The following is a 15,107-nucleotide window of genomic DNA, read 5'->3' as shown; positions in this document are numbered from 1 at the left end:
TGCCGGTGCGCTCGGCAGGGGAGGGGCAGCACCCGCTGTTGGTGAGCAGAGTGAAGCCGCGCTCGCTGATCAGGTCGGCTGTCGCGAGGTGCGAACGGGCGCCTACCGCTTGCTGCACCCCTGCACGGGCGACGAACGGATCGCGGAACAGGGCCCCGCGGAGTTTCAGCCCGAGGACCCGGGTCAGCGAGACGTCGATCCGTGCCTCAGTCAGCTCACCCGACTTCACCGAGTCCAAAACCACCCGGAAGGCGACATCCGGCAGCCCACCACCTGAGCTGCTGCAAGAGCGGCGACGGCCTCCGGACCGGCGCCGAACGACCGTACGCCGATGACCGGGTCGGCCGAAATGACGTTGACGCCGCAGACGGGGGAGTAGTTCTGGTTGGCACCCTTCGCGGCGCGTCCGGTGCCGACGACCCGGGACGCCGTACGGCGTCCCGGGTGTTGCCGTCCGCGCCCAGCGCCATCCCGCCGGCAAAGAGCGTCGCCGGTGCACCGATCCGCGCGACGGTCGCCCTGCTCCTGGTCGATGGAGATCAGCAGTGGGATCGGAGTGCCGTGCCGCAGCCTCGCCCGCTGGATGCCGTTGGGTGGATCGGTGATCTGACGGGGATACGGGGTGTTGTGCGCCCAGGCGAAGTAGACGATGCCGCCGACGTGGTAGTCGGCGAACAGGTCATCGCGCTGGAGACCTCGATCTCGGGCTGGTCGGCGGCCACGTCGGCGGGATCGGGATCGGTCGCCGATCTCCCGTACACCCGCACCACGAACGGCCGGCAGACCTCCTCCTCCCGGCTCATCCGCCTGATGACAGCCTGCAGCCGCCGGCGGTCGGCGGCCGTGGGCGGACCCCGCTCCGTGCGGCAGTCGAAGGGATACCGCTCGCGAACACGGCTGAGGTGGCCGCGGCGGTGGCAAGGACGGTACGACGGGCTGGGTGGCGGTGCACGACGAACCCCTTCCGGACGCAGGAGAGGGCACGCACGCTGCGGGAATATTCCCGACCCGAACGGTCAGCCGGCAAGTCTCCACCAGCCAATGCCAACGGTCGAACGGTCACCCGCCGTCTACCGCCTCTTCGAGCTGTCCAGTCCCCCGGCCTCCCGTCAACCGAAAACGGGCTGCTGCGGCATCCGCTCCTTGGGCACCTCGAACACCACCGTCACCCAGAACGCCCGCAGGCACTCCGGCGGCGGCTCCGGCTGGCTCACCCGCAGCGACAGCCGATCGCCCGATGCCTCCAGCGCCGCCGCGGTCGCCGCGCTGCACCCCGTCGTCGCCGTCCATCCCACCAGCACGTTCTGTGAGAAGTCCGTACCCTTCCCGGCGGCTGTGATCTCCGCTGCCGTCTCGAGGTGTCCCGCCGTCGCCTGCTGGGCGTACCGGCTGAGCTCATCCAGGTTGTGCACCACCGCATGGGCTCCGAAAGTCGACGGCGCCGACGACGAGAAGTACACGACCCGGCTTGCGATCGTCGTACCGCCGGAAGGGCTCGACGAAGGCGACGTACTGGCTGCCGGCCGATCGTCCGGGACGTCTCCAGCCCGCGACTGCTCCCCGCACCCGACGGCGAGTGCGGTCAGCGACGCGGCCAGCAGCACGGCCAGGAGAACTTTCCGCAAGTCCACTCTCATCATGCCGATGGGACGGCCGTGCTCTCCGGCTGGTTCCGCCCGGCTGTCCGGGTTCGCTGAACGCATGTGCCGATCATCAGCGCCCGACCCCCGCTCGGGCGGCAACCCGCTTCCGGGCCCGCTTCGTGTCGGCCGTCCTCGCGGCCGAGCAGGCCCCGCCGGTCAACAGCTCCACCGGCAGACAGGTGTCCACACCGCCCGCCTCGACGCGACGACCTGCCGCCGCGTTCAGGCCGACTCGACCAGCAGCCGCGCCAGATGCTCCCGACCGGCCTCCAGCAGGCCCGGCAGCTCAGCCGCCTCGTCATACCAGCGCTTCTCGTACTCCCAGCACAACCAGCCCTCCCATTCGGCCCGGCTGAGCACCTCAATGGTCTCCGCCAGCGGGAGTACCCCCGCCCCCAGCGGCAAGGGTGTCGTATCGGTGGCGGAAGCGATGTCCTTCACCTGTACGTAGCCCAGGTAGGGGGCGAGCACCGGGTAGGTCGCCGACGGCTGCTCCTCGGCCAGCCAGGTGTGCATCACGTCCCAGATCGCCCCGGCCGCATGGTGCCCCACCAGGCCCAGCACCCTTGCGACATCGGCGCCGCCGCGGTGTGAGTCGTGCGTCTCCAGCAGCACCCGTACTCCGAGGTCCCCGGCGACAGGCGCCGCTGCCGCCAGCCGCCGCGCCGCGACCCCGTCCGCCTCCGCTGCCGTCAGATCCCCGCCCCCGGGGAAGACGCGTACGAACGGGGCACCCAGGTCGGCGGCAAGCTTCATCGCCGCGCCGATCTCGTCCAGCACCGGATCGTCGTCTCCCGGGGCGGCCACCTTGGCGTAGGCGGCCACCGTGAGGATCTCCACCCCCGCCTTTGCGAACTGCCGAGCCACCCGGGAGCGTTCGCCGGCCGTCAGGCCCGTGTGTACCGGACCTTCATCGCTCGCGCGCAGTTCGACGCCGTGGTAGCCGTACTCCGACGCGAGCCGGACCACCTCATCGACGGGCAGCGTGGGGACCCCGAGTGTGGAAAAGGCGAATCTCACTCGCCGGACACTAGGCACCGAGTGGTCATCGGGTCAACCGGGATCAGCAGGCGACGATTTTCTGAGCCCTGGCAGCCGCCAGCCATTCGGGGAACTCCGCCGTCAACAAGTCGTAGAGTGGGCTGTCGGGTATCGCCCGTGGGTTGCTGCCCGCCGCGAAGAATCCCGCGTTGTCCACCACCCGTTCGGCGGGTACCGGGCGTTCGTCCAGCCAGCGCAGAAAGCGGAAGTCATCCTCGCCGAATCCGATGAGCTGCCAGAACACCGGCAGCCGCGACGCCCTGCACAGGACATCGACGGCCGCCCTTTTGCTGCTCGGCCCTCCGTCGGTCTGGAACACCACGAAAGCAGGCGCGCTCGAACCGAAACGCCGGTAGTGGTCGATGACAGCTTCCATGGCCGCCGCGTAGTTGGTGCGGCCCATATGGCCGTATGCCTCGTTGAGCTCGCCGACTCGGCCGCTGTAGTCCGTGAGTGACACCTCGGCCACCCCGTCCACCCCGGCGGAGAAGAAGACAAGCGGCACGGTGCCGTCGTCGTCGAAGTGCGCGGCCAGCCCCAGCGTCTGCTCGGCCAGGTGCTGGACGGTACCGTCGCGGTAGAATTTCCTCATGCTTCCCGATCGGTCGAGCACCAGGTAGACGGTGGCTCTTTCTCCGGACAGCCGGTGCTTGTCCAGACTTACTGCGGCCTGCTTGTAGAGGCTGATCAGACCGGGCGCGGTCCGTTCCACCTTGTCCAGCGAAATGGACATGATCTCCCCCTCGTATTTTCCGACTTTTCCGAGCTGCGTGCGGTGGCCGACCTGTCCTTTCCCCACTTCGGCGCGCCCGGTGGGGCCCGTGTGATAGTGGTTGAACGCGCGAGTCTTCCCGAAGGTCATGATTCCTTCCTTGTTTCCCTTTCCTGAGTCAAAGGTAGGGCGGTTCGACACCCGGGCGGAAGAACCAATTTCCAGCCTGTGGATAACTTCAGCGACGCTCTGGTGCGGGTGGCGCCGTCGACCCGCGGACCATCAGCTCGGTGGTGACCGTCACGACCCCACCGGGCGGTGGAGCCTGGCGCCCCATCACCAGCCTGCCCGCCCGCGCTCCCGCCTCCTGCAACGGGATGCGGACCGTGGTCAGCGCGGGTGACGCGTCCACGCTGAACGGCAGATCGTCGAAGCCCGCCACCGACACGTCACCCGGAATACCGAGGCCGCTGTCCCGCAGCGCCGCACACACGCCCAGCGCCACGGTGTCGTTGGCGGCCACGATCGCCGTCACCGCCTGATCCCTGCGCAGCAGTTCCAGTGTCGCGTCGTATCCCGACGCCCGGTCGTAGCCGCCGTGCACGGTCAACCGGGCGGCGTTCTCTCCCTCGGGGGTGTCCGGTCCCAGCTCGCGGGCGGCCATCGCGTCGCGGTGGCCTTCCAGACGATGACGGGTCGTGCTGCGTTCGGCCGGACCGGCGACGTACCCGATCCGCCGGTGGCCCAGGGACAGCAGATGCTCGGTCAGCCGTCGCGCACCGCCCCGGTTGTCGAACGCGATCGTCATCAGGCCGAGTGAGTTGTCGGCCGGTTCCAGCGGAGGCCGGCCGCACAGCACGATTCGCGTGCCGGAGGCGGCCAGCCGGGTGAGCCGTGCGGTGACCGCCGCCGTGTGGGCCTCGCTCTCCACGGCGCCGCCGGTGAGCACCACTCCCGCTGCCCGCTGTCGTTCGAGCAGGGTGAGATAGGTCAGCTCGGCCGCGGGTGAACCGTTCGTGTTGCAGACCACCGCGAGTTTGCCGCCGCCCGGCTGAGCGCCGCCTGCACCGATCTCACCTTGGAGCGCGCTGGCGATGAGGCCGAAGAAGGGGTCGGCGACATCGTTCACAAGCACTCCGACGAGGTCCGAAGTGGCCGCCGCGAGGGCACGCGCCTGGCCGTTGACGACATAGTCCAGTTCCTCGACCGCCCGCTGGACGCGTTCCCTGGTACTGCCGGCCACCGGGTAGTTGCCGTTGAGGACTCGGGAGACGGTCGCCGACGACACTCCGGCTCGCGCCGCGACATCGGCCAGAGTCACTGCCATCTCGGTCCGGTCCTCCTCGTGGGGTGGGCGCTGTGGCTGCCGACGGCAGTCGTCCTTTAGGAGAAAGACCGCTGTTCGGCGCGGCTCATGCTCTCATTCCGGGACTGCGGGCGGCAGCGGCGGTCCTGGACAGCCCCGACAGGGGGTGGACGGGCCACGTGAGCACACAGCGCCTACCTGTGCCTGTGCAGGGTCGGTCTTGCCCCTGCCAGGTCCTTGAGGCTAGCGTGACGCTCTAGAAAGCGCTTGCTATCGATCTTTTCTGAGAGACCGGCCTTCGGCTCCGAGGAGAGCAGCCATGACACGCAGGACGATGCGGATCGCCATGAACGGCGTCACCGGACGTATGGGCTACCGCCAGCACCTGGTCCGCTCGATCCTGAGCCTGCGTGACCAGGGTGGGCTCGATCTGGGGGACGGCGACGTCCTGGTCCCGGAGCCCGTGCTGGTCGGCCGGCGCGCGCACGCACTCGGGGCAATCGCCGAGCAGCACGGCATCGAGCACTGGACCACCGATCTGGACTCGGTACTCGCCGATCCCTCGGTGGAGATCTACTTCGACGCCCAGGTGACCGCCGCCCGTGAAGCCGCGGTGAAGGAGGCCATCGCGGCCGGCAAGCACGTTTACTGTGAGAAGCCCACCGGCACCACACTGCACGGCTCCCTCGAACTCGCCCGGCTCGCCGAGGCGGCGGGGATCAAGCACGGAGTGGTGCAGGACAAGCTGTTCCTCCCCGGCCTGCTCAAGCTCAGGCGACTGGTCGAGGGCGGCTTCTTCGGCCGGGTCCTCTCGGTCCGGGGCGAGTTCGGCTACTGGGTCCACGAAGGCGGCTGGCAGAGCGCGCAGCGTCCGTCGTGGAACTACCGGGCGGAGGACGGCGGTGGCATCGTCCTTGACATGTTCCCCCACTGGGAGTATGTACTGCACGAGCTGTTCGGCCGGGTGTGCACCGTACAGGCCCTGGCCACCACGCACATTCCGCAACGCTGGGACGAGCAGGGCAAGCCGTACGACGCCACGGCCGACGACGCCGTCTACGGTGTCTTCGAGCTGGAAGGCGGGGTGATCGCGCAGATCAACTCGTCCTGGGCGGTGCGCGTCGACCGGCAGGAGCTACTGGAGTTCCAGGTCGACGGCACGCACGGCTCCGCCGTCGCCGGACTGCGCGACTGCAGGGTGCAGCACCGGTCCGTCACGCCCAAGCCGGTGTGGAACCCGGATCTGCCCGTCACCGAGTCCTTCCGCGACCAGTGGCAGACGGTCCCCGACAACGCCGAGTTCAGCAACGGCTTCAGGGCGCAGTGGGAGCTGTTCCTGCGGCATGTTGTGCTGGACGAGCCGTGGCGGTGGGACCTGCTGGCGGGCGCCCGAGGGATGCAGCTCGCCGAACTCGGCCTGGCGTCCTCCGATCAGGGCCGCCGTGTCGCGATTCCGGAGCTGTCCCTGTGAGCATTCTGCTGCCCTCCGAGTTTGGTGTCCCGCGTCCCTTCGAGCCGCGTTCGCACCCCGTCTCCCACGCCGCGGACTTGCCGCTGCGCAGCCGCGTGGTGTTCTCCGCCGCACATGTCGTCGCGGACCCGCTGCGTACCTCGGCCGAGGGGCCGGCGGCCGTCGACTGGGACGCCACCCTGGCCTTCCGGCGCCATTTGTGGGCTCACGGCCTCGGAGTGGCGGAGGCGATGGACACCGCGCAGCGCGGCATGGGGCTGGACTGGGCCGTGGCCGCCGAACTGATCCGCAGGTCCTCAGCCGAAGCGCGGTCCGTCGGCGGGCGTATCGCGTGCGGCGTCAGCACCGACCAGCTGACCGGCCCGGCCACCCTCACCGAGGTCGTCGCCGCCTACGAAGAGCAACTGGCGGTCGTGGAGGCCGTGGGTTCGCAGGCCGTCCTGATGGCCTCCCGCGCTCTGTCCGCGGTGGCCGAGGGGCCGGACGACTACCTGGAGGTGTACGAACACCTGCTGCGGCAGTCCACCGATCGAGTGATCCTGCACTGGCTCGGTCCCATGTTTGATCCCGCACTGGAGGGCTATTGGGGCTCGGACGATCTCGACGCGGCGACCGAGACCTTCCTGGAGGTGATCGCCGCCCACCCGGACAAGGTCGACGGTGTCAAGATCTCCCTGCTCGACGCGGAGCGGGAGATCGCCCTGCGCCGTCGCCTCCCGGAGGGCGTGCGCTGCTACACGGGCGACGACTTCAACTACCCGGAACTGATCGGAGGCGACGAGGAGGGATTCAGCCACGCTCTGCTCGGGATCTTTGACCCGCTGGCGCAGCTGGCGGCGTCGGCGGTCAGCGCCCTCGACACCGGCGACCCGGTCGCCTTTCGGCGCGTGCTCGATCCCACCGTGGAGCTGGCCCGGCACCTGTTCCGTACGCCGACCCGCTTTTACAAGACCGGCGTCGTCCTGCTGGCCTGGCTGGCCGGGCACCAGTCGCACTTCACCATGGTGGGAGGGCTGCAGTCGGCCCGCTCACTGTCGCACCTGGCAAAGGCGTACGAACTCGCCGACGGCATCGGACTCTTCCCCGATCCGGCGCTCGCCGAGGACCGGATGCGCCGCCTGCTCGCCGTGCACGGGGTGGATGCATGAGCGAAGAGGCGACGTACCCGGAGAGACCGGGCGGCTTGGAACGGCTGAGCCTCAACCAGGAGACCCTCAAGCAGTGGTCGCTGCCCGAACTGGCGGCGGGATGTGTTGCCATGGGCGTCACCCGGGTCGGACTGTGGCGTGCACCCGTACAGGAGTACGGCGTCGAACGCGCGGCGGCCCTGATGCGGGACAGCGGGCTGGACGTCACGTCGCTGTGCCGGGGCGGCTTCTTCACCATGTCGGACCCCAAGAGCCGGGCGGCTGCCCTGGACGACAACCGCGCGGCGATCGACGAGGCGGCGGCGCTGGGGACCGGCACCCTCGTACTGGTCTCCGGCGGCCTGCCCGGAGGCGACCGTGACATCGGCGCCGCCCGCGAACGCGTCGCCGAGGCGATCGCCGTCCTGGCACCGTACGCCTCCGAGCGCGGGGTGCGGCTGGCCATCGAGCCGCTGCATCCGATGTACGCCTCGGACCGCTGCGTGATCTCCACCCTCGGCCAGGCACTGGACATCGCGGAACGCTTTCCCGCGGACCAGGTGGGTGTCGTCGTGGACACCTACCACCTCTGGTGGGACGACCGGGCGCCGACCCAGATCGCACGGGCGGGCGTCGGCGGCAGGATCGCGTGCTTCCAGGTCGCCGACTGGGTGACCCCGCTGCCCGAGGGGGTACTGCTCGGGCGCGGACAGCTCGGTGACGGCTGTGTCGACCTGCGCAGATTCCGCGAGCAGGTCGACGCGGCCGGCTACCGGGGCGCCGTCGAGGTGGAGATCTTCAGCTCCGCGCTGTGGGCCCGGGACGGCGCCGAGGTGCTAGCCGAGATCGCCGAGAGGTACCGCCGGCACGTCCGGTGAAAAGATCTTGAGAAACTCGAGGACCGTACTACAACCCTTCCGGGGGGTGGGCCGTCATACATGGCATCACGGTTCCCAGGAGGGGTTCAGGGAGCCAAGAGGGTAAGAAAACGCCCGAGGGGGGCTTCGGGGGTAAGAGGGGGGAACACGGAAGGGGTCCGGCCCGGTGCCGGACCCTTTTTCGTGTCCCGCGCCGGGCGGGCCGCTGGGGCGAGTCGTGCGCGGGCCAGGTTGTCCACAGGGCCGGGCGGTGGGCCGACGAGCTGTCCGTGCCGAGCGGTACCTTCTGAGCAGATCACCAACGAGCCCAAGAGGAGGCTGGACATGGCGGAGACGACGACGCACCTTTCCGTTCTGGAAGGCGTCCTGGAGCGCATCACCTACGCCAACGAGGACAACGGTTACACAGTCGCGCGGGTGGACACCGGTCGCGGCTCCGCGGACCTGCTCACCGTGGTCGGCGCGCTGCTCGGCGCCCAGCCTGGCGAATCCCTGCGGATGCACGGCCGTTGGGGCTCGCACCCGCAGTACGGCAAGCAGTTCACGGTGGAGAACTACACGACGGTCCTGCCGGCCACGATCCAGGGCATCCGCCGCTACCTGGGATCGGGGCTGATCAAGGGCATCGGGCCGAGGATCGCCGAGCGCATCGTCGAACACTTCGGCACCGGCACCCTGGAGGTCATCGAGTCAGAGCCCAAGCGCCTCATCGAGGTGCCCGGGCTCGGTCCCAAGCGCACCAAGCTGATCGCCACCGCGTGGGAGGAACAGAAAGCTATCAAGGAGGTGATGGTCTTCCTGCAGGGCGTGGGCGTCTCCACATCCATCGCCGTGCGGATCTACAAGTCCTACGGGGACGCCTCCATCTCGGTGGTGAAGAACCAGCCCTACCGGCTGGCGGCCGACGTCTGGGGCATCGGCTTCCTCACCGCGGACCGGATCGCGCAGGCGGTCGGGATACCGCACGACAGTCCGGAGCGGGTCAAGGCCGGCCTCCAGTACGCCCTTTCCCAGGCCACCGACCAGGGCAACTGCTTCCTGCCGCAGGAACGGCTCATCGCCGACTCGGTGAAGCTGCTCCAAGTGGACATCGGCCTGGTGATCGACTGCCTCGGCGAACTGGCGGACGCTGAAGGGGTGGTCCGTGAGGACGTACCGGCCGCCGACGGCGACCAGGAGCCGGTCAAAGCGGTCTACCTGGTGCCCTTCCACCGCGCCGAGATATCGCTCGCCGCCCAGCTGCTCCGGCTGCTGCGCGGGCCGGAGGACCGGCTGCCGGCGTTCCACGACGTGGACTGGGACAAGGCACTGGCCTGGCTCGCCGCGACAACCGGCACCGACCTCGCTCCGGAACAGCAGCAGGCGGTACGGCTGGCCCTGACACAGAAGGTCGCGGTTCTCACCGGTGGCCCCGGTTGTGGCAAGTCCTTCACCGTACGTTCGGTGGTGGCCCTCGCTCTGGCCAAGAAGGCCAAGGTGGTCCTGGCCGCGCCCACCGGCCGTGCCGCCAAGCGACTGGCGGAGCTGACCGGCGCGCAGGCGTCCACCGTGCATCGTCTGCTGGAGCTTAAGCCGGGCGGTGACGCCGCGTACGACCGGGACCGGCCGCTGGAGGCCGACCTGGTGGTGGTCGACGAGGCGTCGATGCTGGACCTGCTGCTGGCGAACAAACTGGCGAAGGCCGTGCCCCCCGGCGCCCACCTGCTGTTCGTCGGGGACGTGGACCAGCTGCCGAGCGTCGGCGCGGGCGAGGTGCTGCGGGATCTTCTGGCGCCCGCCAGCCCTGTGCCCTCGGTGCAGCTGACCCGGATCTTCCGCCAGGCGCAGCAGTCCGGCGTGGTGACCAACGCGCACCGGATCAACGCGGGCGAGCAGCCGGTCACCAAGGGCCTGCCCGACTTCTTCCTCTTCCCCGAGGAGGACTCCGAGGAGGCCGGACGGCTCACCGTGGACGTGGTGGCCCGACGGATCCCGGCCAAGTTCGGCCTCGACCCGCGCCGGGACGTGCAGGTGCTCGCCCCGATGCACCGTGGCCCGGCCGGGGCCGGCGTTCTGAACGGACTGCTCCAGCAAGCCGTCACCCCGGCCCGCCCGGACCTGCCGGAGCGGAGGTTCGGCGGCCGTACCTTCCGGGTGGGTGACAAGGTGACGCAGATCAGAAACAACTATGACAAAGGCGCCAACGGTGTCTTCAACGGCACGGTCGGGGTGGTCACCGCTTTGGACACGGACGAGCAGAAGCTGACCGTGCGCACCGACGAGGACGAGGAGATCGATTACGACTTTGACGAGCTGGACGAGCTGGCCCACGCGTACGCGGTCACCATCCACCGCTCGCAGGGCAGTGAGTATCCGGCCGTAGTTATCCCCGTCACCACCGGTGCCTGGATGATGCTCCAGCGGAATCTGCTCTACACGGCCGTGACCAGGGCGAAGAAGCTGGTGGTGCTGGTCGGGTCGCGGCGTGCGATCGGCCAGGCGGTGCGCACCGTGTCGGCCGGACGTCGCTTCACGGCACTCGACCATCGCCTGTCCCGGGGCTCAACCTAGGCACTCCGTGCCACTTTTTGGCCTGATGGCCGACCCCGAGTGCACACGACGGTGTCAAATGGGGGACAGTGGATGTAGTCAGGGCACCTCGAAGAAGAGGCAACACGGTCGGTGAGGGAATGACGTGAGCGACAACTCTGTAGTTCTGCGGTACGGGGACAGCGAATTCAGCTACCCGGTTGTGGACAGCACCGTCGGCGACAAGGGATTCGACATCGGCAAGCTGCGTGCCGACACCGGTCTGGTCACCCTGGACAGCGGTTACGGCAACACCGCGGCCTACAAGTCCGCGATCACCTTCCTGGACGGGGAGGAAGGCATCCTGCGCTACCGGGGTTACCCGATCGAGCAGGTTGCCGAGCGCGGGAGCTTCCTGGAGACCGCCTACCTGCTGATCAACGGTGAGCTGCCGACCGTCGACCAGCTGTCCGAATTCAAGGGTGAGATCACCCAGCACACCCTGCTGCACGAGGACGTCAAACGGTTCTACGACGGGTTCCCGCGCGACGCGCACCCCATGGCGATGCTGTCGTCCGTGGTCAGCGCGCTGTCCACGTTCTACCAGGACAGCCACAACCCGTTCGACCCGAAGCAGCGCCACCTGTCGACGATCCGGCTGCTCGCCAAGCTGCCGACGATCGCGGCGTACGCGTACAAGAAGTCCGTCGGCCAGCCCGTGGTCTACCCGCGCAACGACCTGGGCTACGTCGAGAACTTCCTGCGGATGACCTTCTCGGTGCCGGCCGAGGAGTACGAACTGGACCCGGTGGTGGTCAGCGCGCTGGACAAGCTGTTCATCCTGCACGCGGACCACGAGCAGAACTGCTCGACGTCGACGGTCCGACTGGTCGGGTCCTCGCAGGCGAACCAGTTCGCGTCGATCTCGGCGGGCATCAGCGCGCTGTGGGGCCCGCTGCACGGCGGTGCCAACCAGTCGGTGCTGGAGATGCTGGAGCGCATCCAGGCCGAAGGCGGCGACGTCGACTCCTTCATCGCCAAGGTGAAGAACAAGGAAGACGGCGTGAAGCTCATGGGCTTCGGGCACCGCGTCTACAAGAACTTCGACCCTCGGGCGAAGATCATCAAGGCGGCGGCGCACGACGTCCTGTCGGCGCTCGGCAAGTCCGACGAGTTGCTCGACATCGCCCTCAAGCTGGAGGAGCACGCGCTCAGCGACGACTACTTCGTGTCGCGCAAGCTCTATCCGAACGTGGACTTTTACACCGGCCTGATCTACCGGGCGATGGGCTTCCCGACCAGCATGTTCACCGTCCTTTTCGCGATCGGCCGGCTGCCCGGCTGGATCGCCCAGTGGCACGAGATGATCAAGGAACCGGGTTCCCGCATCGGCCGCCCCCGGCAGATCTACACCGGTGTCGTGACCCGCGACTACGTGCCGGTCGAGGCCCGCTGAACGGGGTACGCCCAGTGTTCTTGCAGAGGTAAGGAGCGCCCCGCGTCGAATCCCCCCACGGGTCCGGCACGGGGCGCTCCCGTGTCCCGGAGCGGATCCCCCCACGGGTCCGGACCGGGCGTTTTCGGCGGAGGCGCAGCGGCGGCCGGGACGCAGGGCCCGGGAGGGCCGCTCAAAGCTCCCCAGGCGTCGCCCCGGCAACGCAACTCGGACCGTCCCCCAAGACGGTCCGTACCGCATCCCCCACACCGACTCCGCCGGGAGTGCGGTGCTCAGGACCTAAGACCCACGAACCATCTTAATGGTTACGTTCCAAGTCGTGTGATCTACGTCTCTCCACCGTCTCCGCGTTCGAACGGTGTTTCTGCAGGCTACCCCGGTCGCGGTGGGCGGCGGCGGATCCCGTACCGTGCTGTTCTTCTCGAGGGGCGGAGTACATGGCAGAGAACGGGACAGCGGTCCGCAATGTCGTGGTCACCGGCGGGGGTACGGGCATCGGGCTGGCCATCTCCACGCGGTTCGCCGAGGGCGGCCACCGCGTCACGATCGTCGGACGTCGACGTGAGGTGCTCCGTGCCACCGCCGAGGAGCTGCGCACCGCGCGTGGCCTGGACATCACTCCCGTCGTCTGCGATCTCGCCGACCCCGACGACGTGGAGGCCGTACTGCCGAAGCTTCCGGACCGGGTGGACGTCCTGGTGAACAACGCGGGCAGCCGAGAGCTGGCGGTCGGCGCCGGTCCACATGGTGTGCTGGCCCGCTGGCGCGGCGATTTCGAGCGCAATGTGCTGACCGCGGTCCTGTTGACCGAGTCGCTGCGTGACCGGTTCACCACCGACGGCGGCCGGGTGGTGACGGTGACCTCGGTGGCTGCTCTGCGCGGCGGCGGCTCGTACGGGGCATCCAAGGCGGCCCTGCACGCCTGGAACCACTCGCTGGCCGCCCAGCTGGGGCCGCAGGGCGTGACCTGCAACATCGTGGCGCCCGGCACGGTCGCCGGCACCGAGTTCTTCGGCTCGCGGCTCAACGCGGCAGAGGTGACCCGCCGGGCCGGGCGCACTCTGGTCGGCCGGGTCGGACGGCCCGCAGACGTGGCGGCGGCCGTGCTCTTCCTCGCCTCGCCGGAGGCGGGCTTCATCACCGGCGAGATCCTGCAGTGCAACGGCGGGGAGCTGCTCGGCCGCTGAGCAGGGTCGCCGTGGAGCCGTATCACGGCCGGACCCCTGCCCTGAGAAGTCCCGGGGAGTTCCCTGATCTCCGGAAAACCGGCTTGCCGCCCCCATCGATCGCTGACAGCGTGGAAGTACGGGAAGGCGGAGGGGAAGAGGGGCGGGAGGATGGACGTTGCACTGAACGTGTCGTCACTGGACTTCACCTCCGGACTCGCCGAGTACCTGCGGGGTGGACACGTCTACTGGGCGTACGCGCTGCTGGCCGTGACGACGGCCCCGCCGCTCGTGCCCAACGCGGTGCTGCTCGTCACCGGTGGGGTGATGGCGGCCGAGGGCAGGCTCAATCTGGCGCTCGTCCTGCTTGTGGTGGCCGGCAGCGCCGTTATGGGTGATCTGCTCATCCACCGCGCGGGCCACGCGGTGAGCGGCCGGGTGCTGCGCCGGATGAAGCGCCGGCCGCGCCAGGCCGCCCTGCTCAGGTGGGCGGCGGTGCGCATACAGCGACATGGGGTGCCCTTCGTCATCGGCATCCGCTTCCTGCCCAGTGGACGGGTGATCGGCGGGCTCGCGGCCGGTATCGTCCGGTACCCGGCCCGCCGATACGCGGTCGGTGCGGGCGTCGCGGAGGCCGTCTGGGCCTCGTACTCGGTCGGCGCCGGCTACTTCAGCGGGCGCGCGGCCTCCAACGACTTCTACGCACTCTCTCTCGGCGTCGGCGTATCGGTGCTGGTGGGGGCTGCGGGCACGGTGGCCCAGTGGACCTCCCGGGCCCGCGAACGGCGGCTGCTCCGAGGACCAGGAGGCTTCGTCCGGCCCTCCGCGGTGGTGGCGGCCTCCCTCGCCGGGGAGAGCGGCACGGTGGCGGTGCCGATGCCCACTCCTCCCGCGTCCAACGGAGCGACGGTGGCGAGTGTGCCGCCCGATGGCGGCCCGAAGATCGGGCCGCCATCCGCGTCCCCGGAAGGGAAAGGGAGCAAAGACAGATGTCCTTGCTCCCGCGGTTTCGCCGGGCGCGGGAAGTAGCCCGGGCAAGCGGCGTGTGGACGGCGCCCCGGGTCCTGGCCGTCGCTTCGTCCTGTTGGGGCGCTCAAGGGCGGTCTGAGCCCGATCCTCATGGCGCCGGTACGGCCCCGATGCCCACGTAGGGTGCGAGATAGCGGTGGAGCATGGTCTTCAGCTCCCGTACGTAGACGTCCTTCTCCCCGTCCTCGTGCTGCATGACGAGGTTGAGGCCGGTCTTGAACATCGCGAACGACACCTCCGCGATGAGCGCACGCTCCATACGGGACAGGGACGGCTTGCGGACCGCCAGAAGTTCCGTGACCCCTTCCAGCAGTGAGTCGTGCAGCACGCCGTGGTCGTCGGTGACCCTGCCGGGCGCGTCCGGGCCCTTGATCAACGCCAGGAGCGCGGGATTGGCCGTGTTGAACTCGATGAAGGGGTCCGTCACCTCGTCGATCAGCCGGTCCAGCGGCAACCGGGCGATCTCGGAAGTGAAGACCCGGCCATGGGCGGCCTCCATCTCCTTGATCAACTGCGCGCTCAGCTCGACGGCGATGGCTTCTTTGTTCGGGAAGAACTGGTACAGCGTGCCCGGTGACACGCCCGCCTCGCGGGCGATGGCGTTCGTACTGGACGCGGTGTAGCCCACCGCGCAGAACACGCTGGCCGCGGCGTGCAGCAACTGTGCGACCCGCCGCTCACCGCGGGCCTGACGGCGGCGCGGTCTTTCGTCCGCCTCGGACACGTCGACTCCCAGGGAGGATTGACAAACACGAGGGGTCGCTCGCATT

13 protein-coding genes are annotated in these 15,107 nt (G+C 69.1%); 7 read left to right on the top strand and 6 right to left on the bottom strand.

Annotation, left to right across the window (positions count from 1 at the left end):
* Positions 1 to 225 precede the first annotated feature (225 nt).
* The 5 genes from RLT57_RS33290 to RLT57_RS08775 all read right to left on the bottom strand — a co-directional run bounded on the left by RLT57_RS33290 (position 226) and on the right by RLT57_RS08775 (position 4,723).
* Positions 226 to 984: a glycoside hydrolase family 3 N-terminal domain-containing protein gene (locus RLT57_RS33290; RefSeq protein ID WP_399128302.1), complete on the bottom strand. Its 759-nt coding sequence runs from the start codon at positions 982 to 984 to the stop codon at positions 226 to 228.
* A gap of 125 nt (positions 985 to 1,109) precedes the next feature.
* Positions 1,110 to 1,625, bottom strand: a complete 516-nt coding sequence (locus RLT57_RS08790; protein WP_311296810.1) for a hypothetical protein — start codon at positions 1,623 to 1,625, stop codon at positions 1,110 to 1,112.
* 240 nt (positions 1,626 to 1,865) lie between these two features.
* The gene (locus RLT57_RS08785; protein ID WP_311296809.1) at positions 1,866 to 2,663 is read right to left on the bottom strand and encodes a sugar phosphate isomerase/epimerase family protein; all 798 of its coding nucleotides are present in this window, start codon (positions 2,661 to 2,663) and stop codon (positions 1,866 to 1,868) included.
* A gap of 43 nt (positions 2,664 to 2,706) precedes the next feature.
* A complete protein-coding gene (locus RLT57_RS08780) occupies positions 2,707 to 3,417 on the bottom strand; it encodes a VWA domain-containing protein (protein WP_311300635.1) in 711 nt (236 codons plus the stop codon).
* A gap of 217 nt (positions 3,418 to 3,634) precedes the next feature.
* Positions 3,635 to 4,723 carry a LacI family DNA-binding transcriptional regulator gene (locus RLT57_RS08775; protein ID WP_311296808.1) on the bottom strand — a complete coding sequence of 363 codons (1,089 nt, stop codon included), beginning with the start codon at positions 4,721 to 4,723 and terminating at the stop codon, positions 3,635 to 3,637.
* 298 nt (positions 4,724 to 5,021) lie between these two features.
* On the opposite strand from RLT57_RS08775, the gene RLT57_RS08770 reads away from it, so the two are divergent.
* The 7 genes from RLT57_RS08770 (at position 5,022) to RLT57_RS08740 (ending at position 14,337) form a co-directional block, all read left to right on the top strand.
* Complete coding sequence (locus tag RLT57_RS08770; RefSeq protein WP_311296807.1) at positions 5,022 to 6,173, top strand: Gfo/Idh/MocA family protein; 1,152 nt, start codon at positions 5,022 to 5,024, stop codon at positions 6,171 to 6,173.
* Complete coding sequence (locus RLT57_RS08765) at positions 6,170 to 7,321, top strand: dihydrodipicolinate synthase family protein (RefSeq protein ID WP_311296806.1); 1,152 nt, start codon at positions 6,170 to 6,172, stop codon at positions 7,319 to 7,321. Before RLT57_RS08770 ends, RLT57_RS08765 begins: the two co-directional genes overlap by 4 nt.
* On the top strand, positions 7,318 to 8,178 hold the full coding sequence (locus RLT57_RS08760; protein WP_311296805.1) for a sugar phosphate isomerase/epimerase family protein: 861 nt from the start codon (positions 7,318 to 7,320) through the stop codon (positions 8,176 to 8,178). The genes RLT57_RS08765 and RLT57_RS08760 overlap by 4 nt, the downstream gene beginning before the upstream one ends.
* A 324-nt stretch (positions 8,179 to 8,502) precedes the next feature.
* Positions 8,503 to 10,728 carry an SF1B family DNA helicase RecD2 gene (recD2, locus tag RLT57_RS08755; RefSeq protein ID WP_311296803.1) on the top strand — a complete coding sequence of 742 codons (2,226 nt, stop codon included), beginning with the start codon at positions 8,503 to 8,505 and terminating at the stop codon, positions 10,726 to 10,728.
* Positions 10,729 to 10,852: 124 nt separating this feature from the next.
* Positions 10,853 to 12,142, top strand: coding sequence for a citrate synthase (locus tag RLT57_RS08750; protein ID WP_311296802.1), 1,290 nt, complete (start codon positions 10,853 to 10,855; stop codon positions 12,140 to 12,142).
* A 437-nt stretch (positions 12,143 to 12,579) separates the two neighbouring features.
* Positions 12,580 to 13,329 (top strand): SDR family NAD(P)-dependent oxidoreductase, encoded by a 750-nt coding sequence (locus RLT57_RS08745; protein ID WP_311296801.1) that lies wholly within the window; start codon positions 12,580 to 12,582, stop codon positions 13,327 to 13,329.
* 150 nt (positions 13,330 to 13,479) lie between these two features.
* Positions 13,480 to 14,337: a DedA family protein gene (locus RLT57_RS08740; RefSeq protein ID WP_311296800.1), complete on the top strand. Its 858-nt coding sequence runs from the start codon at positions 13,480 to 13,482 to the stop codon at positions 14,335 to 14,337.
* 88 nt (positions 14,338 to 14,425) lie between these two features.
* Here RLT57_RS08740 and RLT57_RS08735 read toward each other — a convergent pair whose 3' ends face one another.
* Positions 14,426 to 15,061 (bottom strand): TetR/AcrR family transcriptional regulator, encoded by a 636-nt coding sequence (locus tag RLT57_RS08735; RefSeq protein WP_311296799.1) that lies wholly within the window; start codon positions 15,059 to 15,061, stop codon positions 14,426 to 14,428.
* Positions 15,062 to 15,107: the final 46 nt, after the last annotated feature.

The organism is Streptomyces sp. ITFR-21 (genome assembly GCF_031844685.1).
Classification (GTDB): Bacteria; Actinomycetota; Actinomycetes; order Streptomycetales; family Streptomycetaceae; genus Actinacidiphila.
The sequence above is the reverse complement of the archived record's forward strand: the minus strand, read 5'-3'. Positions and strand labels throughout refer to the sequence as shown.